Origin of the sequence: Parageobacillus sp. VR-IP (genome assembly GCF_013357975.1) — a bacterium.
Taxonomy (GTDB): Bacteria; Bacillota; Bacilli; order Bacillales; family Anoxybacillaceae; genus Saccharococcus; species Saccharococcus caldoxylosilyticus.
Map to the genome: position 1 here is coordinate 259,449 of NZ_JABVYQ010000003.1, position 25,058 is coordinate 284,506.

26 protein-coding genes and 1 pseudogene are annotated in these 25,058 nt (G+C 42.4%); 22 read left to right on the forward strand and 5 right to left on the reverse strand.

Annotated features, from left to right (window positions below):
• Positions 1–12: 12 nt before the first annotated feature.
• From ahlS to HT574_RS09300, 3 genes are all read left to right on the forward strand, one after another.
• Complete coding sequence (ahlS, locus tag HT574_RS09290; protein WP_175244373.1) at positions 13–861, forward strand: AhlS family quorum-quenching N-acyl homoserine lactonase; 849 nt, start codon at positions 13–15, stop codon at positions 859–861.
• A gap of 18 nt (positions 862–879) precedes the next feature.
• Positions 880–2,061 (forward strand): iron-containing alcohol dehydrogenase, encoded by a 1,182-nt coding sequence (locus HT574_RS09295; RefSeq protein ID WP_175244374.1) that lies wholly within the window; start codon positions 880–882, stop codon positions 2,059–2,061.
• 207 nt (positions 2,062–2,268) lie between these two features.
• Positions 2,269–2,670: an acyl-CoA thioesterase gene (locus HT574_RS09300; RefSeq protein ID WP_175244375.1), complete on the forward strand. Its 402-nt coding sequence runs from the start codon at positions 2,269–2,271 to the stop codon at positions 2,668–2,670.
• Between the two features lie 205 nt (positions 2,671–2,875).
• Here HT574_RS09300 and HT574_RS09305 read toward each other — a convergent pair whose 3' ends face one another.
• Both HT574_RS09305 and HT574_RS09310 read right to left on the reverse strand, forming a co-directional pair.
• Complete coding sequence (locus HT574_RS09305; protein ID WP_017434248.1) at positions 2,876–3,013, reverse strand: hypothetical protein; 138 nt, start codon at positions 3,011–3,013, stop codon at positions 2,876–2,878.
• Positions 2,994–3,185, reverse strand: coding sequence for a Fur-regulated basic protein FbpA (locus HT574_RS09310; protein WP_175244376.1), 192 nt, complete (start codon positions 3,183–3,185; stop codon positions 2,994–2,996). Before HT574_RS09310 ends, HT574_RS09305 begins: the two co-directional genes overlap by 20 nt.
• A gap of 181 nt (positions 3,186–3,366) precedes the next feature.
• On the opposite strand from HT574_RS09310, the gene HT574_RS09315 reads away from it, so the two are divergent.
• Positions 3,367–3,666: a MerR family transcriptional regulator gene (locus HT574_RS09315; RefSeq protein ID WP_042409306.1), complete on the forward strand. Its 300-nt coding sequence runs from the start codon at positions 3,367–3,369 to the stop codon at positions 3,664–3,666.
• A 39-nt stretch (positions 3,667–3,705) separates the two neighbouring features.
• On the opposite strand, the gene HT574_RS09320 is transcribed toward HT574_RS09315, so the two are convergent.
• Entirely contained in the window at positions 3,706–4,881 is a 1,176-nt protein-coding gene (locus tag HT574_RS09320) for an MGDG synthase family glycosyltransferase (RefSeq protein WP_254698632.1), read from the reverse strand.
• Between the two features lie 154 nt (positions 4,882–5,035).
• On the opposite strand from HT574_RS09320, the gene HT574_RS09325 reads away from it, so the two are divergent.
• Together HT574_RS09325 and HT574_RS09330 are read left to right on the forward strand one after the other, a co-directional pair.
• Positions 5,036–5,611 (forward strand): YkoP family protein, encoded by a 576-nt coding sequence (locus HT574_RS09325; RefSeq protein WP_175244377.1) that lies wholly within the window; start codon positions 5,036–5,038, stop codon positions 5,609–5,611.
• Positions 5,612–5,667: 56 nt separating this feature from the next.
• The gene (locus tag HT574_RS09330; RefSeq protein WP_175244378.1) at positions 5,668–6,516 is read left to right on the forward strand and encodes a metallophosphoesterase; all 849 of its coding nucleotides are present in this window, start codon (positions 5,668–5,670) and stop codon (positions 6,514–6,516) included.
• Between the two features lie 18 nt (positions 6,517–6,534).
• Here the strand turns inward: HT574_RS09330 and HT574_RS09335 are convergent.
• Positions 6,535–6,868 (reverse strand): annotated as a pseudogene (locus HT574_RS09335) (hotdog family protein).
• Between the two features lie 234 nt (positions 6,869–7,102).
• Between HT574_RS09335 and HT574_RS09340 the strand changes: the two are divergent.
• The gene (locus tag HT574_RS09340; protein WP_175244379.1) at positions 7,103–8,629 is read left to right on the forward strand and encodes a Na+/H+ antiporter NhaC family protein; all 1,527 of its coding nucleotides are present in this window, start codon (positions 7,103–7,105) and stop codon (positions 8,627–8,629) included.
• A gap of 115 nt (positions 8,630–8,744) precedes the next feature.
• The gene (locus HT574_RS09345) at positions 8,745–9,683 is read left to right on the forward strand and encodes an endonuclease I family protein (RefSeq protein ID WP_175244380.1); all 939 of its coding nucleotides are present in this window, start codon (positions 8,745–8,747) and stop codon (positions 9,681–9,683) included.
• Positions 9,684–9,713: 30 nt separating this feature from the next.
• Here the strand turns inward: HT574_RS09345 and HT574_RS09350 are convergent, their stop codons facing one another.
• Entirely contained in the window at positions 9,714–10,673 is a 960-nt protein-coding gene (locus tag HT574_RS09350) for a bile acid:sodium symporter family protein (RefSeq protein ID WP_175244381.1), read from the reverse strand.
• Positions 10,674–11,027: 354 nt separating this feature from the next.
• Here HT574_RS09350 and HT574_RS09355 point away from each other — a divergent pair, with 354 nt between their 5' ends.
• From HT574_RS09355 to pfkB, 14 genes are all read left to right on the forward strand, one after another.
• Entirely contained in the window at positions 11,028–11,249 is a 222-nt protein-coding gene (locus tag HT574_RS09355) for a FeoA family protein (protein ID WP_175244382.1), read from the forward strand.
• Positions 11,250–11,252: 3 nt separating this feature from the next.
• Complete coding sequence (gene feoB / locus HT574_RS09360) at positions 11,253–13,256, forward strand: ferrous iron transport protein B (RefSeq protein ID WP_175244383.1); 2,004 nt, start codon at positions 11,253–11,255, stop codon at positions 13,254–13,256.
• A gap of 31 nt (positions 13,257–13,287) precedes the next feature.
• Positions 13,288–13,458 (forward strand): FeoB-associated Cys-rich membrane protein, encoded by a 171-nt coding sequence (locus HT574_RS09365; RefSeq protein WP_175244384.1) that lies wholly within the window; start codon positions 13,288–13,290, stop codon positions 13,456–13,458.
• Between the two features lie 261 nt (positions 13,459–13,719).
• Entirely contained in the window at positions 13,720–14,295 is a 576-nt protein-coding gene (locus tag HT574_RS09370) for a DUF5317 domain-containing protein (RefSeq protein ID WP_175244385.1), read from the forward strand.
• Between the two features lie 288 nt (positions 14,296–14,583).
• On the forward strand, positions 14,584–16,371 hold the full coding sequence (locus HT574_RS09375; protein ID WP_254698647.1) for a diguanylate cyclase: 1,788 nt from the start codon (positions 14,584–14,586) through the stop codon (positions 16,369–16,371).
• Positions 16,372–16,549: 178 nt separating this feature from the next.
• Positions 16,550–16,993, forward strand: coding sequence for a c-type cytochrome (locus tag HT574_RS09380; protein WP_175244387.1), 444 nt, complete (start codon positions 16,550–16,552; stop codon positions 16,991–16,993).
• Positions 16,994–17,018: 25 nt separating this feature from the next.
• Positions 17,019–18,887: a Sec-dependent nitrous-oxide reductase gene (gene nosZ / locus HT574_RS09385; RefSeq protein WP_175244388.1), complete on the forward strand. Its 1,869-nt coding sequence runs from the start codon at positions 17,019–17,021 to the stop codon at positions 18,885–18,887.
• A gap of 58 nt (positions 18,888–18,945) precedes the next feature.
• A complete protein-coding gene (locus tag HT574_RS09390) occupies positions 18,946–19,512 on the forward strand; it encodes a hypothetical protein (RefSeq protein ID WP_175244389.1) in 567 nt (188 codons plus the stop codon).
• Positions 19,473–20,807, forward strand: a complete 1,335-nt coding sequence (nosD, locus tag HT574_RS09395) for a nitrous oxide reductase family maturation protein NosD (protein ID WP_175244390.1) — start codon at positions 19,473–19,475, stop codon at positions 20,805–20,807. The genes HT574_RS09390 and nosD overlap by 40 nt, the downstream gene beginning before the upstream one ends.
• A 2-nt stretch (positions 20,808–20,809) precedes the next feature.
• Positions 20,810–21,610, forward strand: a complete 801-nt coding sequence (locus HT574_RS09400) for an ABC-2 transporter permease (protein WP_254698633.1) — start codon at positions 20,810–20,812, stop codon at positions 21,608–21,610.
• Positions 21,607–22,278: an ABC transporter ATP-binding protein gene (locus tag HT574_RS09405; protein WP_175244391.1), complete on the forward strand. Its 672-nt coding sequence runs from the start codon at positions 21,607–21,609 to the stop codon at positions 22,276–22,278. The genes HT574_RS09400 and HT574_RS09405 overlap by 4 nt, the downstream gene beginning before the upstream one ends.
• Position 22,279: 1 nt before the next feature.
• Complete coding sequence (locus HT574_RS09410; RefSeq protein WP_175244392.1) at positions 22,280–23,191, forward strand: FixH family protein; 912 nt, start codon at positions 22,280–22,282, stop codon at positions 23,189–23,191.
• 183 nt (positions 23,192–23,374) lie between these two features.
• Complete coding sequence (locus tag HT574_RS09415; RefSeq protein WP_175244393.1) at positions 23,375–24,127, forward strand: DeoR/GlpR family DNA-binding transcription regulator; 753 nt, start codon at positions 23,375–23,377, stop codon at positions 24,125–24,127.
• A complete protein-coding gene (gene pfkB / locus HT574_RS09420; RefSeq protein ID WP_175244394.1) occupies positions 24,124–25,035 on the forward strand; it encodes a 1-phosphofructokinase in 912 nt (303 codons plus the stop codon). The genes HT574_RS09415 and pfkB overlap by 4 nt, the downstream gene beginning before the upstream one ends.
• Positions 25,036–25,058: the final 23 nt, after the last annotated feature.

The window sequence follows — 25,058 nt, forward strand, 5'->3', positions numbered from 1 at the left end:
GGAGGATCAATAATGGCGAATGTGATCAAAGCACGTCCTAAATTGTATGTGATGGATAACGGGAGAATGAGGATGGATAAAAATTGGATGATCGCGATGCATAATCCAGCAACGATTCATAATCCAAATGCACAAACAGAGTTTGTGGAATTTCCTATTTATACGGTGCTGATTGATCATCCAGAGGGAAAAATTTTATTTGATACCTCTTGTAATCCTAATTCAATGGGACCTCAAGGACGATGGGCAGAATCGACGCAGCAAATGTTCCCGTGGACGGCAACTGAGGAGTGCTATTTGCATAACCGTCTGGAACAGCTGAAAGTAAGACCGGAGGATATTCGCTACGTAGTCGCTTCTCATTTGCATTTAGACCATGCCGGATGTTTAGAAATGTTTACAAACGCAACGATCATCGTTCATGAAGATGAGTTTAACGGGGCATTGCAATGCTATGCAAGAAATCAAAAAGAAGGAGCATATATTTGGGCGGATATCGATGCATGGATAAAAAATAATTTGCAATGGCGGACGGTCAAGCGGCATGAGGATAACATCCTCCTTGCGGAAGGGGTGAAAGTCTTAAACTTTGGCAGTGGACATGCGTGGGGAATGCTGGGGCTGCATGTGGAGTTGCCGGAAACGGGAGGGATTATTCTCGCTTCTGATGCGATTTACACAGCGGAAAGCTACGGTCCGCCAATTAAGCCGCCAGGTATTATTTACGACTCGCTCGGTTATATGAACACCGTTGAACGAATCCGCCGTATCGCGCAGGAAACAAAGTCACAAGTATGGTTTGGGCATGACGCCGAACAATTTAAAAAGTTTCGCAAGTCTACGGGAGGATATTACGAATAAGAAAGGAGCAAGAACCAAATGTCAGTCGCACGCATCGTATTTACACCACTTAGCTATGTCGGCTGGGGAGCGCTAGATCATTTAGTCCCGGAAGTGGAGCGGTTTTCCGCGAAAAAGATATTAGTTGTCACCGATCCGGTGCTAGAGAAAATCGGCCTTGTCGTGCAAGTAACAAAACCGCTTCAGGAAAAGGGCTATGATGTTCATGTTTATACGGATGTCGTACCAGAGCCGCCGTTAGAAACGGGGGAAAAAGTGGTCGCTTTTACCAGGGAAGGCCAATTTGACCTCGTCATTGGCGTCGGTGGCGGCAGCGCGATGGATTTGGCGAAACTGGCTGCGGTGCTTGCCGCACACGAGGGCTCGGTTGCCGAATATTTAAATTTGACAGGAACAAGAAAGATTGAAAAAAAAGGCTTGCCGAAAATATTAATTCCGACCACATCCGGAACGGGATCGGAGGTCACGAACATTTCCGTATTATCGTTAGAGACAACGAAAGACGTTGTTACTCACGACTACTTATTGGCGGATGCCGCCATTGTCGATCCGCAATTAACCGTTTCCGTCCCGCCGCGGGTGACGGCCGCAACAGGAATTGACGCGCTAACCCACGCGGTCGAAGCGTATGTATCTGTTAATGCCAGCCCGACGTCAGACGGTTTAGCGCTTCAAGCAATTCGTTTGATCGCGCGGTCGTTGCGCAAAGCGGTGGAAAACGGCGCAGATAAGCAGGCGCGGATCGATATGAGCAATGGCAGCTATTTAGCCGGTTTAGCGTTTTTTAACGCCGGGGTCGCAGGAGTGCATGCACTCGCCTATCCGTTAGGCGGGCAATTTCATATCGCCCACGGCGAATCGAACGCCGTATTGCTTCCGTATGTGATGGGGTACATCCGCAAAAGCTGCACGAAGCGGATGGCCGATATTTTGAATGCGCTGGGAGGAAACTCGAGCTTTCTTTCTGAAGAAGAAGCTTCGTATAAATGCGTCGAAGAGCTGGAGCGAATCGTCCGCGATGTCGGCATCCCAAGAACGCTCGGCGGCTTTAACATCCCGGAAAGCGCATTGGAAAGCTTAACGAAAGATGCCGCCCAGCAAAAACGATTGCTGGCGCGCAGCCCGCTGCCGTTATTGGAAGACGATATACGGACGATTTACCAATCCGCTTTTAAAGGTGTGGTGACGGAGCCGAAATAAGATAGAGGGATGAGCAGGAAAAATATTGATAGAAACGGCCTGCTGTGCTACGGTGAAGAAAAGGGAAGCCTGATCCGGCTTTCCTTTGCGTTTTTATTTGGAACAGTTCGTTTGCCGTAAAACCTTATTTATCGCAATGATCGGAGCTGCCTCTTGCCTAGCTAGAACGAGTTACATTTTTTAAAAATCAGGGAATGGAGGTTGTCAATGTTTACAACTGTCATTGTCCCAAGAGTTTCCGAAACAGACGGCGTCGGCCATATTAACAACACGACGATTCCGGTATGGTTTGAAGCCGGGAGGGAAGAAATTTTTAAAATGTTTACTCCCGATCTTTCCTTTAAGAATTGGAGAATGGTGATTATCCATATGGAAGTAGATTATGTGAATCAAATTTATTATGGCAGGGAAGTGACCGTTTATACAGGAATCGAGCGTATCGGCAACACAAGTCTAACCATCTACGAAGAAATTCATCAAAGCGGGCGACTTTGCGCGAAAGGAAGATCGGTTTACGTCAATTTTAACTTCGAAACGCAAAGGCCGGAGCCGATTCCGGATGGAATAAGAGAGAAATTAAACGAACATTTGTGGCGCCCGCAAGAATGAGAGAAGAGGTTTGGGATGTTGGCGGTTTTTGGATCGTTCAGAAGCTGCAAAAAACATGAAAAGCGGCATCAATCAGTCCGCCGAAGCGGTGAAACAGTCCGTAAGAGCATAACACAGAAACAAGGATCTTGCCGGTATTTTGTCAGCAAGAGATGCAGGCAAGCGCAAAAAGAAAGGGACAGCGTCCAGCTGTCCTTTTCTGCCGTTATATACGGTTTTGGACGAAACGCAGTACTTCGTAGGCGCGCTCTCCAATTAATTGGATCAATTGTTCGAACATCGCGTCGCGCTTCAAATCAAGTTCTACGATCCGTCTGGCCAGCTCAAGAGCTTTTTGGTCCATGTTCATCCCCCTGCTTCTTCTTTCGTATTCTGTGCCGTTCGTATTCGCTCTGCAATTCGCTTACTGTCCATTGTTGCAGTGCGGCAGAGTCATGAAACAAGCCAGTTTGCAACAGTCTATCAATATAAAATCGCTTTTGCCTCGTAATTGCTGTGCGCATCAGTTTCCCCATCTTTTTTCCCTCCTCGTATTTATCCCTTAATATACGGTGTTTTTCTTCATATTACATTTATTTTGTTAAGCCACTTTACAATAAAATTAAAAAATATGTTAATTTTATTTACAAAAATAATCATAAATGGTAAAAAATCGTTATAATTATGTTAGGAAATATAACATGTGAGGTGAAGAGGATGACGAATAAAGAAGATTCCTATAAATTCAAAAAAGTCATCTCTATCGGCATCGTCAGTGAATTAACGGGGCTATCGCAGCGGCAAATCCGCTATTATGAAGAGCGGAAGTTGATTTTTCCGGATCGCTCGAACGGAATTCGCAAATATTCGTTCGCCGATGTTGAACAGTTAATGGAGATTGCCAATAAGCGGGAAGAAGGGGTTCCGACAAGGGAAATCCGCCAGGAAATGACGAAAGAGCTGCGGGAAAAAATGTTAAAAGGGCAGATGAACGCCCATTTCCGTTTTCGCCCTTAAACAGCTCTTTACCTTAGATTACGTAGCAATTAGGTCTGTCTAAGAAGACGAGCCTTTCTTTTTGCCGGCCGCAGGATTGTTTGCGCCAAGAAATAATGGCTTTTCCAAGGAAACGAGCTTCGCGTAGAGCAACGCTGCTGGGTGCTCGGCAGAAAGCTGGCGGTGGTATTGTTCGACATGGGCGAAATAGTGCGTGATTTGCGGAGAGTGAAGAATAGAAAGAATAGCATCGGAAATATTACGCAACTCCTTCCAGTTTAAAAAATCAAACACGAGATGATGCCGCTTCAATATGCGAAAGTTGATTTCCTCTTGCCCCGGAAGCGTATCATAAATAAAAATCGGCAGTCTTTTATATAAACATTCGCTAATGGTCACGCCGCCTGGTTTGGTTAAAATAAAATCTGCTTGATCATAAAGCGCGTTCATCTCCTGGCGTGATGAAATGTAAGGAAGCGGAATAAGGCGAGGATGGTTTTCGCTTTGCAGCTGCTTGTACATTCGTTCGTTTTTCCCGCAAAGGACATAATAATCGATTGGATCGTCGTGAGAAATTTTTTTCAACATATGCTTAAGCGTGCCAATGCCTAAGCTGCCGCCGGAAATAAGCCCGAAATAGCGGGAGCGCTTCATTTGTTTTTCCCGTTTTCCGATCGTTATGTCAGGGTGAAGCGGGATGCCGGTTACACAAATGCGGTTTTCCGGAACTCCTTTTTTACGCAGCTGCATTTTCATATAAGGATGGCCGATAAAATGGCAATCAATAGCTTCCGTTCCCCATAAACCATGAACAAAATAATCGGTATAGACGTTGACGACCGGATTGGTTATTTCCCCGTTTCTTTTGAGCCGGTTTAACAAGTAGGAAGGAAGGGAATGTGTACAGACGATGATATCTGGCTGGACATGTTTCACTATATTTTTTACATGTTCAAGAAAAAGCAGTTCGTAATGCGGAAATGATAGCTGTCTCTTTTTCTGGCGGACGACGGAGTGATAGTACAAGGTGTTGTATGTTTTAGGGAAATGACGAATCCAGTTTACATAAATATAGGAAACTAGCTTTTCCCCTCTTCCTAGCCGCGATGAGAGCAGTTCTATTTTATGGCATTGTAACTGTGGATCCATAGCTAGAAGTCCATCTTTTAACGCATCCGCCGTCTGGTGATGGCCGGAGGGGATTTGCAACAATGGAAGAAAGAGTACGGTTTTCATGTCAATCACCTGATGAACAAGATTATTATCGAGTTTGTGCAAAATATGAATTTTTATGCGGTTTGTCCGTCCCTTTTTTATCCATTTATAAACCTTAGGAGAATGTTTCACAATATCAATGTAAATGAGCAATAACCGGAAAAGAGGGGAGTGTATGAAGGAAAAAGCGAGACAATGCGTTTTAGCGGTATGGGGGGCGTTTGATCCGATTTATTACGCATGTTCCAGGCTTGAGTATGTTGGAACGGAAAGGAACGGCTGCCAGCCGATTTTTCGTGTCCGCATAACGAGGTATAAAGGACGGGAAGTGGTGTTATCAGACGGCACGAAAATACAAAAAAATGACCTTCTCCTCAAAATTCATTTGCATAACGTTCGTCTTATTCGCGAGCTTCTTCGCTTCGATAGCGAAATTAAAAAAGGCCGTTATATTTTTGAACAAGTGAAAGCCGGGCTCCCTTACGTTGCCCATTATCTCCGCCATCATGAACAATTTCCGGAAATCAAAGGGATTATTGGCATTACAATGTTAAACAAAGGATGCGAGCGATTAGGATTTGAAACATTTTCTATCGTCAATCCGTTTTATAAGTGGTTTAAAACCATCGGGCTCATTCCAATGACCGTAGTTGCTCGACTCCGTTTTCAACCGTTGGGGCGGCCGCCGAAATATTTATTCATGTCGAAAAAGAAGCTATTGGCATTATACGGTTACCAGCCGATCCATTAACTCCCTCTTTTTTCTCTCTTCCCATTTACTATAATGGTAAAGAGGAGGAGAGAGCAATGATATTCTTTTTTGTTTTTATTATTCTAATGCTTCTTTTATTTATGATTTATAAAGCGCACCGCAATACGTATGAAGCGGTTTTGCATAAAGTGAAAGTGCATTGCCACGAGAGTGATCCAGACGTCGTCCGTATTTTGCATTTATCAGATCTTCACTTAGAAAAACTATCGATTTCCCCTGACTATCTATATAAGAAATTAAAAGATGAACCAATTGATTTGATTGCTTTAACCGGCGATTTTCTTGATCGTGAAACGAGCATTCCTAAGTTTGGTCCGTATTTGACGGCATTGCAAAAGCTAAATCCGACATACGGCATGTATGCGGTGTTTGGTAACCATGACTATGTTTTACAAGGAGAGCAGTTCGAACATTTAAGAGCAACGTTAGAACAACATGGATGCACCGTTTTGCAAAATGAAGCAAAGTCGGTTTCCATTAAAGGAAAAACGGTGAATATCATCGGCATTGATGATTTTTATACAGGGCGCAGTGACGTGGAAAAAGCGTATGTCCATGTAAAAGACGGCTTAAATCTCGTACTCACGCACGACCCGAATATTGTATTGCACATGCGCCATTATCACTTTGATTATTTGCTTTCTGGGCATTTTCACGGCGGACAAATTCATTGGCCAAAGCCGTATCATCTTGTAAAAATGGGAAAACTAGTGCGGATGAATATCATTAAAGGCTATCACGAACTGGAGGGTAAGCCGTTTTATATTAGCGAAGGATTAGGTCAAACGGGGGTAAACATCCGCATTGGCACAAAACCGGAAATTACGCTGCATACATTGTCGTTAACACCATTGCATCAAGGCGAAGCGGTGAAGGCTGTCTAAAGCGACAGCCTTCTTTGTTTATAAGGATGGTTCCTCGTCTCTGATGATCCCCGTGCTTGTTCCTATTAAGACTTTTTTGCCATGTTGATTTCGATCCACCGTCTTCATCGCCACTTTTTTGTATCCGTCCATCGGGACGACATCGGTAATCGTTAGTTCGCACGTAATCGTATCGCCGGAAAACACGGGGCGGATAAACTCACTATGCATTTCTCTCGCAATATAGTTTAAGTCTCCGCGATTTTTGTGCCGATGCTGGCGGTAAACAATCCTTGGACTATCAGCCGACCTTTCTCATCCCGTTCCATATGATGTCTCCCTTTGTCCCAGATAACTCAGCGAATTGCCGTATTTCTTCCTTTGCGAAAGTGCGCTACCAAGTAAATACATCCTCAGGTTTTAAATTCGTTTCTTCCCTTCTGCCTGTTCATCATTTATATCATAAAATTTTTATAATAATCAGAATATTTATAACAATCTAGGCGTTTTTGCATGAAAATAAATTGCAATGCACTTACTTAGCATAGAGAAACTGATCAATGCCCATACTTTTAAAGAAGAAAAAGGAAAAGGAGTGATGGCATTCATGGAACCATCATGGAAAGCGCTGCTTCCGTTTTTAGTGGTGATTCCCATATCGATTTGGACGAAACAAGTGATCCCTGGCTTGTTTGTTGGGTTGCTTTTAGGCAGTTATTTAATGGACCCGTCGCTGCTTGGCGGCTTGCGTACGATGCTTTCGTATTTAGTTAAAAATGTAATGCAGATGAATAATATTCGCATCATTATTTTTCTGTATGTATTTGCTGGGCTGGTTAGTATGATTAAGTATACGGGCGGAATTAAAGGATTTGTGCATCTGATCAGTAAAAAAGTGAAATCAGCGAAAAGCGCGTTGATGTTAACATGGATTTCGACGATGGTGACATTTAGCGACCCTGATTTCCGCATTGTGACGATTGCACCGATTATGAAAGCGTTAAAAAAACGCCTCGGATTATCTTCGCAGCAAATCGGGTTTGCGATTGAAGTGACGTCCAATCCAGTGGTAGCGCTTATTCCGTTAGCGACGGCATTTGTCGGCTATATGGTTTCCGTGATTGATAAAGCGCTAAAAACAGCGGGTATTGGCGCACAGCCATATATTGTATATGTCAAAAGCATTCCGTTTAACTTTTTTTCCTATACGATTATTATTGTTGGACTTTATTACAGCTTCTTTAAATATTCACGGAAAGCAGAAACACGTGCTGCGGCAGAAGGAGAAGGAAAGGTTGCGCCGATCCTCCGATGGAACGAACGGCTAGCCTTGGAGTTTGCCGAGGAAAATCAAGTCCATACGAATAAACAAGAAAAGGAAAATCCAAACGAGGCGCAAGGGGAAGAAGGGGAAGAGATGCAAACTTGCCCGCGCGCGTATAATAAGGAAACCCCAATCAAGCCATGGAATTTGATTGTTCCGTTATCCATTGTGCTTGTGCTGACGTTATTTTTAAGCTGGTGGGACGGACATAAAGGGGCAAAAACGTTTTTCGATGCGTTTTTGCGCAGCGATGCACTTGGCGCTATGTTAGAAGCATTATTTTTAACAGTAATCATTACGGTTGTTTATTTTCTCTTGCAAAAGTTTAAATTAAATGATCTGTTGACGCATTTTGTGAAAGGCGGAAACGAATTAATTTCCGTGATTTTAATGCTAGCCCTTATTTGGGCGCTTTCGGCGGTGTCGGAGGATTTAGGATTTTCGCAGTATATTACCGATCATGTAAAAGGGTGGATTCCACAATATTTTGTGGCCCCTGTGCTGTTTTTGCTTGGTGCGGTCATTTCCTATTTTATCGGCTCTTCATGGGGGACATGGGGGATGTTAATGCCGCTTGGCGTCACGCTCGCGCATCAGGCAGGAACAAATATTTTACCGGTGATTGGCGCCGTGTTTGCAAGCGGGACGTTCGGGGCGTTTGCCTCGCCGCTGAGCGATAATACGGTGACGTTATGTACGATTTTAGATTTGCCGGTGATGGAATATGCACGGACAAAATTAGTTCCTGCGTTTATCGCGGCGGGAATGGCTGCCGTTCTGTTTGGTGTCATGTCGTTTATCATGCGCTAGGCCTTATCGGTAAAGTCTGCTCGAGATTTGCGAGCGGACTTTATTTTTTTGGCAACGAAATAACGCAGAAGTGGTAAACTGTAATACAAAGGGAAAAGGGAGCAAGGTGAAACGAATGGAAGAAGTACGGAAGCAACTAGAAGAATTGCAGCAATGGCAGGGGAATGATCCACAGGAGCAATTAGACGTCTTGCAAGAGCATCTTAAGCATATCGAAGCACAAATGGATGTGTATTACGATGAACAGGAAGATATCCGAGCGATGCATCGGTATTACCGGCGTGTACCGTTGGAAGGGGACGGACTTACGCTGTTTGTGAAATATCATGAACTCGTTTCGCGCACGCATAAGCGGCGGCTTCCTTATTTTTTCAGCAAGGATGAATATTTATATACATGGGTCGATTTGCAGCCGGATGGAACGGTCAGAAGCATTTATTCAGGAGAGAAGAAAGATCCAAAGACATTAATTCTTCAAGATTATGAAACGATGAAAAAACGCTATGATGCGTTCCGACAATTGTTGAAAAGAACAAGGGAATGGGAAAAAGAGGAAAAGTATCGGGTGAAAAAGATTGAACAGCAATGGAAGTTTAACGCCGAGCATGTCGTGCCACAGTCATGGTTTGGCGCAAGAGAGCCGATGAAAGGGGATTTGCATCACCTCTTTGTTTGTCAGCCCGAATGTAATACGCTGCGTTCGAATTTTCCGTACGCTGATTTTCCGTTTTATAATCCGGAATCACCAAAAGAGAAGATTCAGAACCGCTGCGGCGTCGTACAAAATGGCTATTTCGAACCGGAATACGGAAAGGGAACGGTGGCGCGGGCGATGCTCTATTTTTTGTTGCGCTATCCGCACACTATCGCCAAAGCGTTTCGGAGTAAAATCGACGTTCCGCTTCTGCTTCGCTGGCATCGGCAATTTCCAGCAACCATTTATGAGAGGCACCGTAATAGCGCTATTTTTTTCATTCAAGGAAATCGCAACCCATTTATTGATATTCCGGAGCTTGCAGAACGAATTGCGTTTCCGTTAAACTTAGCTCCATAAAAAACGGGCTCCCCGCCGGGGCCCCGTTTTTTATGCAGAAATTGTGGATTGATCCACTTTTTCCTTCTCACTTTTTTTGCGGAAATAGGTTGCAACAATTGGTCCGGAAATGTTGTGCCAGACGCTGAAAATGGCGCTTGGAACAGCAGCGAGCGGCGAAAAATGAGCGGTTGCGAGCGCAGCGCCAAGCCCGGAATTTTGCATGCCGACTTCAATGGAAATCGCTTTTTGTTTCGGTACCGATAAGCGGAATAGTTTTGCAAACCAGTAGCCAAGCAATAATCCAAGCCCGTTATGAACAACGACGATGAAGAAAATGGCAAGCCCGCTTTTGGCAATCGCCTGCTGGTTTTGTCCGACGACGGCCGCGACAATGGCGACAATCGCGATGACAGAAACGAGCGGCAGAACTGGGATGCACGCTTTCACTTGTTTTTGGAAAAGAGTTTGCGCAATCAACCCTAAAATAATCGGAATTAGGACGATTTCTACAATCGACCAAAACAGCGATGCAGCAGAAACGGAAAGCCATTTTCCGGCAAGCAGCAAAATCAGCGACGGTGTCACGATCGGTGCCAGTATCGTAGAAGCGGATGTCACGGCAACCGACAGCGCGGTATCTCCTTTGGCCAAATAGGTCATCACGTTAGACGCTGTTCCGCCAGGACAGCAGCCAACGAGAATAATGCCAAGAGCGACTTCCCTCGAGACCGGCAAATAATGAGCAAGCAAAAAAGCAACAAGCGGCATAATGAGAAATTGGGCGACTACACCGATTAGCACCTCTGTCGGGCGCTTGAATATTTCTTTAAAGTCATTGACCGATAAGGTAAGGCCCATGCCAAACATGACAATGCCAAGCAGCGGGGCTATGTATGGAGCGATCCACGTAAAAGCGTTTGGATTATAAAAAGCAAGAGCAGCAAATAAAAGCACCCAGACAGCAAAGGTGTTTCCAACAAAGTTGCTAAATTTCTCCAATGCCTTCATTGTTTTTCCTCCTTTAGTTAGTGAATATATACAAAGTATTATATATATTATTCTGAAAAGTTCAACTATACAGATTTTAGATTTGTAATTAGCCTGCTCCTTCCTCTAGACAAATACACCCAACGCATGGTATTTGTGAATTTATTGTGACGATAGAAAAAGTGTGAAAAAAATCACTTTCACAATCGTAAATTGTGGTATTATATTAACTGAGAAAAATAATCATTATTGTTCTATGATGAAAACCATTCTTATTTAAATCAGGAAAATGCTAAACACCACTTTATAAATTTTCACACGTTGACATATTGCTAATTGAAAAAAAGAATCATTGTTGACTGGGGGACGGAAAAGGTGGTTTTGACTGATCTTCGACAAGGGCAAAAGGCCGTTATTACAAATCTGGCAATAACCAATGAAGTAGTGAAACAACGTCTTCTTCATATGGGGATGCATGAAGGCGAAAAAGTTTGCGTGAAATGCGTAATGCCGTTTGGCGGGCCGGTCATGGTAGAGGTCGATGGACAATACATTTGTCTGCGGCGTAAAGAGGCTTCTTGCATTGGGGTGAAATAATCGATGTCATCATATATTGCGTTATTCGGCAATCCTAATACGGGAAAAACTTCATTGTTTAATAGTTTGACAGGCTCCTATGAATATGTCGGAAACTGGAGCGGAGTAACGGTAGAAAAAAAGGTTGGCGTATTGCGGCAGCACGGTGTTCCCATCGTTGACCTTCCGGGAATCTATTCGCTGCAGCCGCTTTCCCGCGATGAAGGGGTAGCGACCGACTTTTTATTAACGGAACCTTGTTCTGCGATTGTCAACATTGTCGATGCTTCCCAGCTGCGGCGGAATTTGCATTTAACCGTGCAGCTTTTGGAGTTTGGCAAGCCGTTGATTGTTGCGTTAAATATGGTGGACGTAGCGGAAAAGCGTGGCGTCAAAGTCGATGCGGAAAAACTGTCGCGATGTATTGGCGCTCCTGTCGTTCCGGTGATTGCCCGCACTGGAAAAGGAACGAAAGAGCTTGTTCGCGCGATTTTGTCTTTGTCCGAACAAAGTGGGGAGCGGGAGCATGTCGCGATCGATTACGGCCGAGATGTGGAAGCAGCCGTACAAAAAATCAGCGAGCAGCTGCCTGACGGTTTGCTGGCATCAAAGCGCTGGCTTGCGCTTCAGTTTTTAGAAGGAAATGAGCGTATTCACGCTTATTTGCAAACGTATATGGACATCGCCCCGCTTGTGGCGGTTCGTGATGAGGCACAGCAAGCGCTCGGCCGTCCTTTAGCTGAACATATTTATGACGCGCGCGACAAATGGATTGTGCATGCCATCGAAACGTCAACGGTTATATTTCAGCAAAAGCCGCTTACATTAACGGAGAAAATCGATGCTGTCGTCACTAATAAATATTTGGGCTTGCCGATATTTCTGGCATTTATGTATATCATGTTTATGTTAACGTTTGATTGGCTTGGTTCGCCGCTTGCTGATTTGCTAGATCAGTTTTTTTCCGGTCCGTTAACGGAGTGGCTTTCTAAGCTGTTGACGATTGTAGGAGCATCACCGTTCATTCAAGCGCTCGTATTGGATGGAATCGTCTCCGGGGTTGGCGGCGTGCTTGTCTTTGTGCCGCAAATTTTCATTCTCTTCTTTTTCATCTCGTTGTTGGAGGACTCTGGATATATGGCGCGCGTCGCCATGGTTATGGATCGGTTTATGGAAGCGATTGGCTTAAACGGGAAAGCGTTTATTCCGATGATTATCGGTTTTGGTTGCAACGTTCCCGGCGTCATGGCCGCGCGAACGATTGAGCAGCCCAAAGAGCGGCTGTTGACGATTTTGTTGCTGCCGTTTATGTCTTGCTCTGCGCGTCTGCCGGTATATGCGTTATTTGCTGGTACATTTTTTGCAAAAAACCAAGCAATTGTCGTGTTTTCGCTATATGTATTAGGGATTGTTGTCGCACTTGGTCTTGCAAAACTGTTTTCTTCTACCTTATTAAAAAATGAAAGCTCCATTTTTGTGATCGAACTGCCGCCGTATCGGATGCCGCAAGCGTTGACATTGTGGCGGAGCACATGGGACAAAGGAAAAGGATTTGTGCGAAAAGCTGGTACGTTTATTTTCGGCGGCTCGGTTGCGATTTGGTTATTGACGTATGTTGGACCAAAAGGAATTGGCGTTTCCATGGATGACAGTTTTCTTGCGGTCATAGGCGGTGTGCTCGCGCCGATTTTGGCGCCGCTCGGCTTTGGAACATGGCAAGCCGGTGCGTCGTTGATAACGGGATTTTTGGCAAAAGAAGTCGTGGTTTCGACGATGAATATTATTTATCATGCAAAAGATATGGACTTGCTGCAAGGGGCAATCACACAACACTTTACGCCGCTATCAGCGCTTAGCTTTATGGTGTTTGTGCTCCTTTATATCCCATGTCTGGCAACGGTGGCGACGATCCGCAAAGAAGCGGGTTCAAGGAAATGGACGTTGATTTCCATTGGCTGTGCGTTAACGGTTGCGTATATCATTTCTTTCTTTGTCTATCATGGCGGAACATGGCTTGGATTTTCGTAAATAAAATGAAATGAAAAAGAGGCGAAAAACAATGATTGCAAATATTTTGATTGGTGCCATTATTTTTGGATATGCAGGTTTTGTGCTTGTTCGCCATATTAAAAAAAGCTCTAAAGGGAAATGCGCAAGCTGTTCTCTTGCTAAGAATTGCGAAGGTTCATGTGCTTCGACATACTCATATAAACAAGAAAATCGCATCTGAATGAGTGAACGAGGATTCTGTCCATTCCATCATGGGCGAGAATCCTTTTTCTATGGCCGTCTTGTCGACATTATATGTCGAAATATAATTGAAAAATTTATCTAATAACCATGAATTTTAGGGAAATTAGAAAAAAATTACTCTAATTAGTAAAAAAGACCTATTTACATAGACGACAAAAATCGATATTAATGAAGATAGAGTAAATAGTTTTGAAAAGAATAAATATTCTGTCTAATAAAAATGATAGGAGAAAACATCATGGTATATGATGGAATTTTATTATCGTTGCTAGTCGGCTTTTTTCGCGGGGGAAGTTTAAAAGGCCTCGCCAATATGAAGCTGCGTGGCGGCTGGTTGTTTCCATTATTGTTGGCAGTGCAGTTCGTTATTTTTGCTCTGCAAGATAAAGTTGCAATCATTGGTAAACTCAGCAACGTCTTGTTTCTTCTCGTATATGTAATAGGTCTCTTTTTTCTCTGGCTTAACCGAAACCAACCTGGATTTATCGTTATTTTCGCGGGAGTTTTATTAAATTTCATCGTCATGGCTGTAAACGGCGGAAGGATGCCTGTATCGATCGAAGCAGCGCAATTTCTTGGCAGCGAATACATCGACGCACTAAAAGCGGGAACATACGGCAAACATCAGGCGATTACGTCTGATACATTATTGCCGTTTTTAGGCGATATTATCCCATTATCCCCGCCATACCCGCGCCGGCAAGTGATCAGCATTGGCGATGTTGTGATGAACGTAGGAGCGTTTTTCTTTATTCAGCATTTAATGCTTAGTGCACCAAACAAAAACACATCTGTCGCTCCTGCGAGCAAATAAAAATAATTATAATTATCAAGGAGGAAAAAAGTATGAGTGTGAAAGTAAAACAAGTACTTATTAATCTTTTTATTATTGGTTCTATCGTTATAGCATTAACTTCGGGATTTAGATTGACGTAGTATTAACTTTGGGATTTATAATAGACAAGCATAGATTTTTACATTGACATATAAATCATATTTAAGAAGGGAGAATGAGAAATCACTTCTCCCTAAAATTTTTTAAAACGAGAGTTGATAATAAATGTTAGTCGGTTTTTTAAAAAATTACGTCAAATGGTATGTAATGTTTATTTATCTCTTGGGTATATCTCTTTATTTTTGGAAAAGTGATTTTTTTTCTCAATCCGTAGAGGATTGGGCTTTAATTTATATGTTATCAGCATCTGTTCTTTTATTAAGTTACTTTACTATTCACCTTCCTCCGAAAGATAATTCGTTTTCTATGGATTCAGCGATTTATTTAGCTTCTATATTTTTATATGGAATTTCTCTAACGATTAATGTACTATTTGTAAGTATTATTATTGAATTAATGTATAAAAAAAGGGTTGCTCCATGGAAGCATGTTTTTAATTTTTCTATGTACTGCATCATGATAATAGGAGCATATTATTCTTTCTTATTGTTCGGTGGAAAGGTCGGCGAAATCAATATCTATAATTTATTTCCATATATGATTAGCCTATTAGTCTATTTTAGCTTAAACATTTTTTTAATTTTTCTCTTTTTCTTTTTTTCTGGACAGATGTTTAAAGGTACCTTTGATGCAGGAATTTTAAAAGAAGCTTGTATCAGCTATTCTGTGACCTTGTTGTTGTCTTTAGTATTAACAATTTTATTAAACGAGCAAGGATTTTTTGGCTTGTTTTTATTCACGGTTCTAGTTGTGTTACTGTCGTTCGTATTTCGTAAGTTTTTATATTTGTATCGAGATGTTTCGGAAAGAGCTAACAAAGACCATTTAACAGGTTTGTACAATCATGGATTTTTTAAGGAAGCATTAAATGAACATTTCTCCGACGCGAAAAAGTTGCAGCAGCCGTTTTGTTTAGCGCTACTTGATCTGGATGATTTTAAAAAATATAATGATCGAAATGGTCATTTGCAAGGAGACAAATTATTGCAGTTTTTCGGCAATTTGCTACGGACAGGAATAGAAGACAAAAATTACATTGCGGCTCGTTACGGCGGTGAGGAATTCGCGCTTTTAATGCCGAATACGACGAAGGAAGAGGCGCATGTTTTTTTAGATCGGCTGCGCAAACAAGTCAATGATACATATTTTCCCGGGGTGGAGCATGTTCCTTACCGTTGTCTTTCTTTTTCCTGCGGGATTGCGGAAATGGAAAAAGGAATGTATGACAGCGGTGAGTTGATCCATAAAGCGGATCAAGCGCTTTATTATGCAAAAGCGCAAGGGAAAAACAATGTGCAAATCTACAATGAGCAGCATAACATCTGTCTTGATGAAATAAAGTTCAAACAAGATTTAGACACGCTGGAGCAGCAAATAAAGTTTTTCTTATCTAAGGACGTTTATACATATCGCCATAGCAAACGCGTCTTCAAATATGCGCTCGAGTTCAGCAAGCAGCTTGATTTAACGGATCATGAAAAGCAGACGCTAATTTTAGGCGCGCTTATTCACGATATTGGAAAAATCGAAGTGCCACGTGATATTTTGAATAAAGAAGAAAAATTGACTTCGCATGAGTGGGAAATTGTAAAAAAACATGTCACATGGGGAAAAGAAATTGTTGCCGCGGAAAAACAATTTGATGATTTAATTCCGCTTGTCGAGCTTCATCATGAACGCTATGATGGAAAAGGATATCCATACGGACTAAAAGGCCAGGAAATTCCCAAACTTGCTCGTATTTTGTCTATTATTGATTCGTTCGATGCGATGACGACAGAAAGGCCGTATCAGTGCACGAAAACGTTTGAAGAAGCGATCGCGGAGATTGAGCGGTGCGCCGGAACGCAGTTCGATCCTTTGTATGCGAAAATGTTTATCGAGTTTATTCAAACAAATTATTTGCCGCGTTTACAGGGGCAGGCGCCAAGTTAAGAATTTTTTTGTACACTTGTCAGTTTGGCAGGTGTTTTTTTATTGTATTCACAATTTGTTCATGATCCGTTCAAACATCGTTCACTTATTTTGGAAAAAAAGTGATTTTTTGCACAGTTTGCGTTTAGTCCCACTAGCTATAATGTTGGCGGATTTTCAAAAAGAAAGGGGGATGTTCATGAAACAAACCGTGATCATTTTCATCATTGGCGCGTTGATCGGCTTGGCGGGCGGGTATTCATATTTCCAACTCGCGGATAAAAGTGAGTCTGCCAATACGAAACATGAGACAGCTGCAGTTCAAAAAGAAACAACCGCTTCCAAAGAAACTACTACTGCGAAAGAAGTTACAAGCACAGGCACACAGGAGGGGAATATTCTCAAACAAAAAGGCTGTCTATCCTGCCATTCGGTCTCGAAACTAAATTTGCAAGGTGGGACGACAGGTCCAGATTTATCGAATGCTTATAAAGAAGTAGAAGGGAAACATGGAAAGCCGATTGAGGAGTTTTTGAAAGCCCCGACTTCTGCCGTAATGTCAGGGGTGATTAAATCCAATCCGCTTACAGATGAAGAGCGCGCAGCCATTATCAAAGTATTGAAAACCGCATCGGAAAAATAATTGATGGGAAAGAGGGGGGAAAGCAATGAAGAAGAAAGTCATTTCCGCGCTTTCGGGACTCGCCGTCGGCATTTTAGCTTCCACTGTATTTTTTGGGAACTTTTCTTCGCAAGAAACGATTCCAACGGCAGCAGCAAAAACGGACGCGGAAAAAGTATATGTCCCGTTTGGAAAAAAGGATGAATATTACTTATTTGCCTCTGGCGGACATTCGGGACAAATGTTTATTTATGGTGTACCATCGATGCGCCGCATTCGCACTGTTCCTGTTTTTTCATTAGACTCGGCGACAGGTTACGGCTGGGATAAACATTCGAAAGAAATGCTTGGCGGTTATACATGGGGCGATTTGCATCATCCGGCATTTTCGGAAACGAATGGGGAGTATGATGGAAAGTACATGTTTGCGACTGATGTGGGCAATAGCCGCGCAGCAGTCATGGATTTAAAAACGTTTACGGTAAAAGACATTATTCAAGTTCCAAATACGAGTGGACCACACTGTGCTGCGTTTGTGACGGAGAATACGGAATATTTATTTTTGCCGACACGGTTTTCGGTGCCGATCGGCCATAAATACGCATCACTTGACAACTATAGCAAAGAATATCGCGGCGTTATGAGCGCGGTGACGTTTGATGAAAAAACGCAAAAATTACACATCGCCTACCAAGTTGCATTGCCGCCTTGGTCGTATGATTTATCTGACGCAGGGAAAAAGATTTCCAAAGATTGGGCAGTTCTTACTACCTACAATACCGAAGAAGCGACGACAAACTTAGAAATTAACGCATCGAAGGAAGACCGCGACTTTATTGTCCTGTTTAACTGGAAAGAGCTCGAGAAAATGGTGAAAGAGGGCAAATATGATAATGTTGGCGGCCAAAAAATGATTTTCCCAGAAAAACATAAAGGCGGCATTTACTTAGTGCCTGTCGCCAAATCCCCGCACGGAGTCGACGTTACCCCGGACGGAAAGTACTTTATCGCGTCAGGGAAACTCGCGCCGCTATTAACGGTTTTTTCATTCGAGAAAGCGTTTAAAGCGATTAAAAATAAAGAATTTGCCGGCGAACGGAACGGCATCCCGATTTTAAAATATGAGTCGGTCATGGAACGGGAAGTAAATCCGGAAAACGCACTCGGGCCGCTTCACACTCAATTTGATGATAAAGGCATGGCTTACACGACGATGTTTATTTCATCGGAAATTGTGAAATGGAATCCAAAGACGGGTGAAGTGCTTGACCGTGTTCCTGTTCAATACTCTCCAGGGCATGCGGTGGCGGCAGAAGGGGATACGGTTTCTCCGGACGGCAAATATTTAGTGTCGTTAAATAAACTCTCGAAAGACAGCTATTTATCCGTCGGTCCTTCGCACCCGGAATCAATGCAGTTAATTGACATTAGCGGCGAGAAAATGAAAGTGATTCAATCGGTTCCTGTTGACCCGGAACCGCACTACGGTCAAATGATTAAAGCGGATAAAATTAAAACGATCGAAGTATATCCGAAAGACGAAAAAAATCCAGATGCCGTCTACAAACAAAAAGACGCCCGCATTGTCCGAAAAGGCAATGAAGTGCATGTATACGGCATTGCGATGCGCTCCAAATTTATTTTTGATGCGAAGGCAAAACGGCCAGATGTCATTGAGGTGAACCAAGGCGATAAAGTTGTTATTCATATAACCAACATTGATTTTGACGAGGACATCACCCATGGATTTGCGATTAACCAATACAACCTTAATATGGAAATCCAGCCAGGCCAAACAAACACGATAGAATTTGTCGCTGATAAGCCAGGCACATATCCGCTTTATTGTACGAACTTCTGTTCCGCGTTGCATCAAGAAATGTCCGGCTACTTGCTAGTCAAACCAAAACAATAGGAAAAAGCGGGGGGATCTTCTATTAGATTCCCCCTTTATCAAAAGAGGTGTAAAACGAATGCCAGCCAAAAAAATGTCTGTATCATCTGCCATTTCGATTAGTATTGCAGGAGTGCTGCTTATCATCTCTTTATTTTTTCCGTGGTGGGGAATGAATTTTATTGCGCCGCAATATCCGGAAGGATTAAATATTATAGTCTATCCCAATAAGCTGAAAGGAGATATTGAGATTATTAATCGGTTAAACCATTATATCGGAATGAAATCGTTTAGTGAAGAAAGTTTCCCTGAATTAGCGTATTTGCCTTATCTTATCGTGTTTATGGCATTGTTTACGTTTGTAGTCGCTTTTTTAAGAAAAAAAAGTTGGCTGTATGCATTGATTGTCGTTTTTCTCATCGGCGGAGCGCTAGGCATTTATGATATACACCGCTGGCTTGTCGATTTTGGAACAAATTTAAACGACAATGCTCCGATTCGAATAGACCCGTTTGTTCCGCCTATTTTTGGGGAAAATCGGATTGCCAATTTTACGACTTTTAGCTACTTTACAACCGGTTCTTACATCGTAGGAGCTGCCTTCTTATGTTTGTTGTTTCCGTTATGGAAGGAGCGGAGAAAATGAAAAAGCGGCTGCTTTCATGCTTTCTTCTTCTTTTTTGTTTAGGAAAAGACGTAAAAGCGGAACAAACGTTGCAGCAACTCATCGATGCTGCTCCTGCTCACAGCACGATACGTTTAGAAAACAAAACATATGTCGGAGATATTGTTATCCGCAAACCGTTAAAGATTGTCGGGGCATCCCATACGGTCATTAAAGGAAGCGGCCGTGGAAATGTCGTTTCGATTCGATCGCCGCATGTCGTGCTGGAAAACGTAACGATTACCAATAGCGGGAAAAGCCGGGATACACAAGAAGAATATGCTGGCGTGAAAGTATACTCCAACTATAATACGTTAAAAGCGATTACCATTAAAAATTCTTTTCATGGCATTTACTTGAGTAAGGCACACCATAATCGAATTGAAAATGTGCGCATAGTTGGAGAAAGAAATGGAGAAATCGCTGGTCAAGGCAACGGTTTGCACATCTACTATTCGAACTTTAATTATTTGGTTGGCAACACGATTGACGGGACAAGAGACGGCATCTTTTTCAATTATTCCAATGGAAACGTTGTGAAACAAAATAGCGTATCGCATACAAGATATGGTCTTCATTATATGTATTCGGACGACAATGAGTTTTACAAAAACGAGTTTATGTTTAATACCGGCGGGGCGGCGATCATGAACTCGAACCGAATTATTTTAAAAAATAATAAGTTTTTATTGAATCAAGGGATGCGTTCCTTTGGAGTGCTGCTGCAGATGGCAAATCATAACAAAATTATGAACAATGAATTTTATCAAAACCAGCGGGGATTGTATATCGATCAATCCAACAGCAATTTTCTCAAGGGAAATATATTTTTGCAAAATCAAATTGGTGTGGAGCTTTGGGCAAGTTCACAGAAACAAATATTTACGGACAATAGATTTCTAAAAAATACTACCGCCGTATTGCGTTTAGGCGGTGAAGACAGCAATCAATGGAGTTTTAACGGAGTAGGCAATGATTGGGGAGGCGAAGCACGAATTTTTGATCTCAATCAAGATGGAAAAGGAGAATCACCTTTTAAATATACATCTTCGCTACACAAAATTGTGGAGCAAAATGAGCTAGCCTATTTGTTTTTGAATTCGCCAAGCATCCAGATGTACGAAAAAATCAATGAGCTTTTACAAGCGGAAGAAGTGATGGCTGTTGATCGGCATCCGCTCTTGACGCAAGCCGGACTGCCGGTTCTGCAAATTAGCGGATGGCTGCTGTTGATCGGGATCGGCATGATAGTAGTAACAAAATTCCAAAGGGGTTAATAATGATGGATTACATTTGGAAAGAATGGCTGGAAATTTCAAGGGGAAAAGCGTTTTGGTTTTTCCTTATTCTTATTATTGCTACATCCCTTTCCGTATTTTTAAATACGAAAGGATTGCCTCCTGACCATGGGTTTGAGGTGTTTTTATTGACGCTATTCGAAATGGACACGTACGTTATTCCGCTGCTTTGTTTATTTTTCGCTTCCTTTTCGATTATACAGGAAAAAGAGTTGCGAACGCTTATTATGATTCTGGCTAAAAACGATTCATACGGACAATTTTTATGGAAAAAAAGTCTAGCTGTTCAATTTATTTCGATGGCGGCATTTATCATATGGTATTTCATTTTAATGATACCGGTAAAATTTTTATTTTCCTTCCATCTGTCTCATTTTTTCTATTTCTTGCTTGCTATTGTCATAATGATCCTTATTTTTAATCAAATCGGTATTTTTTTAGGAAGCGTTTGCGGCACGAAAGTTCAATTAATCGGTGCAAATATTTTTACGCTATTCTTTTTCATTTATCTATATGACTTCGTTTTGCTTTATTTTCTTCCGAAAGTCACTTATGAAAATGTGAAGCTGTTTTCTTTCATTTATTTTCTTCATCCACTTCATACGCTGCGTTTTTATTTAGAAACATCGCTCGGAACGTTCTCGCTTGACTACTTATCTAGAATGATGACGAAATTTTTCTCATTTTCTCCTAGCATTTTAATAGCGATAAATATCCTGGTTTGGGGGATGATGATCTTTTTCGCATCCGTTTTATGTTATCGGAAAGGGGAACAAGGATGATTCGAGTCGCTCATTTAACAGTGGCATATAAAAAGAACAAAGTACTCGACGATGTGAATATGGTGATTGAAAAAGGGGAGAAATGTGCGCTGATTGGAAGAAACGGAGCGGGGAAATCAACTTTTATCCATAGTTTGTTGAATTTGATTCCCATTCTGAGCGGGGAAGTTTTCATCAACGGAGTGAACCATAAGCGGCACGAATGGAAAAAACATATTGCCTATCTTCCGGAAAAATTTCAACTATATCCTCACTTAACTGGGGAGGAAAATTTACGTTTTTTCGCATCTTTAAATGCTTCAAAGATAGACGAGAAAAGAATGGAAGAAATATTACGGTTAGTTCATTTATGGGAAGCGCGAAATGTAAAAAGCAAGCAATACTCAAAAGGAATGCTTCAGCGGCTTGGGCTAGGGATCATGCTTTATTACGATGCGGACATTTTAATATTGGACGAACCGACAAGCGGACTTGATCCGCTGGGACGGGCCGACATCCTTTCCATTTTACGTTCATTGCCTGATAAAACCATTTTATTATCGTCCCATCATTTAGATGAAGTAAAGCAGCTTTGTACGCATATCGCTTATTTAGAAAACGGAAAAATTACGAAATATTCAATTGCGGAATTTGAATCAATCATGTGGACGGGAGAGGGGGAGGAATAAGATGAAAAAAATGGCTGTCGCCGTTCTTATTATCACGTTGTTTCTTGTTGGTTGTCACAAGCAAGACTGGGAAGTTTCCATAAAAACGAAGCCTTTTTATAAAGAAGGAGTACCGGCTCCGTTTGCGGTAGAAGTTAAAGCAAATGGGAAACCTGTTAGCGGATTGACAGTTCACGCCACGTTTGAGATGGTAAATATGGATCACGGCACGATAACAACGACATTGAGGGAGAAAAGCGAGGGGGTCTATGAAGGGAAAGTGCAGCTGCCAATGGAGGGAGATTGGGAAGCGCTTTTACGGATCAAAAATGGAAAACAAACGATGGAAAAGCTAGTGAAAATGAAAGTGAAAAAAGAAGATGCAGTCGCGATGATCAATGGTTTAGCGATAACGATGAAAGATGTCCATTTTTACCAAACGCTTTCACAAATTGGGATTGCCATCGGCAAGGAAACGGATCAGGCGAAATACAAGGGGGAAGAATTAAAAGAGAGGCTTAACTATTGGGAGAGGCAAAATCAACATTTACAGCAAATACATCCGTCTGTAACACATTTGATTGAATTGCATTCGATGGCGCTTCTTGCGAAAGAAAAAGGATATTCAGTGACAAAAAGTGAAGTGGCCAAAGAATTAACAGAACGAAAGCGGCAATATGACCGATATAAAACGGCAAAAGAAATCATTCGCCAATACGGGGAGAAAAAGTTTTGGAAACAACAGCAACAATATGCCGAACTAGTCTTGCTGGCCAAAAAAGTATGGAACGACATGGTGAAACAGACGGAAAAAGAAAACCCAAATGTTGCAAAAACAGAAATTTACTTTTTGGCTCAGAAAAAGTATGACGAGCTGCTCATTTCTCAAGTAAATTCGTTGCAAATTAAATTGTATCTTCCAAGCGAGTCGTAGTGGAAGCTGTCTAATGATAAGCAGGCAGCTTTTATTTTTTATCGGATTTGGCTGTTTTTGAATGTTTTATAACATTTTTTGATTTAAAATGATTATTTTTGATTGATTTTGATTGATCTTTCGATAAATTTCGCTTATGATAGTAGTACAATCCATTTGATTCATTTATGGGAGGTAAGGTGGTTGCTTACAGAAGAACGCCATCGCATTATATTGGATCTGTTAGCGCGAAAAGAAGTAGTCAAGCTGCAAGAGCTGGTTGAGGCAACTAATTCTTCCGAATCCACCATTCGCCGCGATTTAACGCAGCTCGAAAAAGAAAAAAAGCTGCGGCGGATTCATGGCGGTGCCACGTTGCTTCACCAAAAACGGGAAGAGTTAAGCGTGTTGGAAAAATCGGCGAAACATATCGAAGAAAAGAAACGAATTGCTGAATACGCGGCAAGCCTTGTTGAGCACGGGGATTGTATTTATTTAGATGCGGGCACGACGACGTTCGAGATGATCCCGCACTTGCGCGGCAAAGATATCGTGGTCGTCACAAACGGGATGATGCATCTAGAGCTGCTTTTAGAAAATGACATTGCGACTTATTTGCTTGGCGGTTTGTTGAAAAAGAAGACAAAAGCGCTCATTGGCCGCGGTGCATTGCAGTCATTGCAAAGCTACAGCTTTGATAAATGTTTTATCGGCGCCAACGGGGTTCACTATGAATACGGATATACGACGCCGGATCCGGAAGAGGCGATGGTAAAGCATACAGCGATGCGTCTGGCGCAAAAAGCGTATGTGCTTGCCGATCATTCAAAGCTGAACGAAAGCACGTTTGCGAAAATTGCCGATTTGCATGAAGCAATATTGATCACCGATCAGTTGGATGAAGAGTGGCAAGAACTATATAAAGCAAAAACAGCAGTAGAGGTTGTGGCAAAATGATTTACACATGTACATTAAATCCATCTGTCGATTATGTGGTGCACGTCGATGAACTTCGCGTGGGAGAATTAAACCGCGCAGTGAAAACGTTGACATTCCCTGGCGGAAAAGGGATTAACGTGTCGCGGGTATTGAAACGGCTCGGTGTCGACAGCACCGCACTCGGGTTTATCGGCGGTTTTACCGGCGAGTTTATCGAAAAAGAGCTTGGCAAAGAAAACATTGTGTGCGATTTCGTGAAAGTTCCGGGAAATACGCGCATTAATGTGAAATTAAAAGCGGGGCTAGAAACGGAAATTAACGGCCAAGGGCCGACGGTAGAGGCGGAACACGAGGTGCAGCTTCTTGAAAAAATTCGCTCGCTGACGGAAAACGATATCATCGTTTTGGCAGGAAGCGTGCCCTCTTCTATGTCTTCAGACATTTATGAGAAAGTTTGCAACGAGGCAGAAAGACGAAATGCAAAAGTAGTGGTGGATACAAGCGGGCCGGCATTGAAAGCACTGCTTGCCCACAAGCCGTTTTTCGCCAAGCCAAATCATAAGGAATTAGCCGAGCTATTTGGGACAAGCTTTCAGGCTAAAAAGGAAATCATCGCTTACGGCCGCCGGCTTGTCGAAATGGGCGTAGAAAACGTGATCGTATCAATGGCCGGCGATGGCGCGTTCTACTTTAACCGCGCGGTGACGCTGTTTGCCAAAGCGCCGCAAGGAACAGTGAAAAATTCCGTTGGCGCGGGCGATTCGATGGTGGCAGGATTTCTTGCCGCATATACAAGCGGAAAAAGTTTGGAAGAAGCGTTTGCTTATAGCGTCGCATCCGGAAGTGCAACGGCATTTTCCGAAGATTTATGCACGAAAGACCGTGTCGAACAGCTGGTACATGAAGTTAATGTTATGCGTTTCTAATGGTATGTGAAAAAGGGGGATCA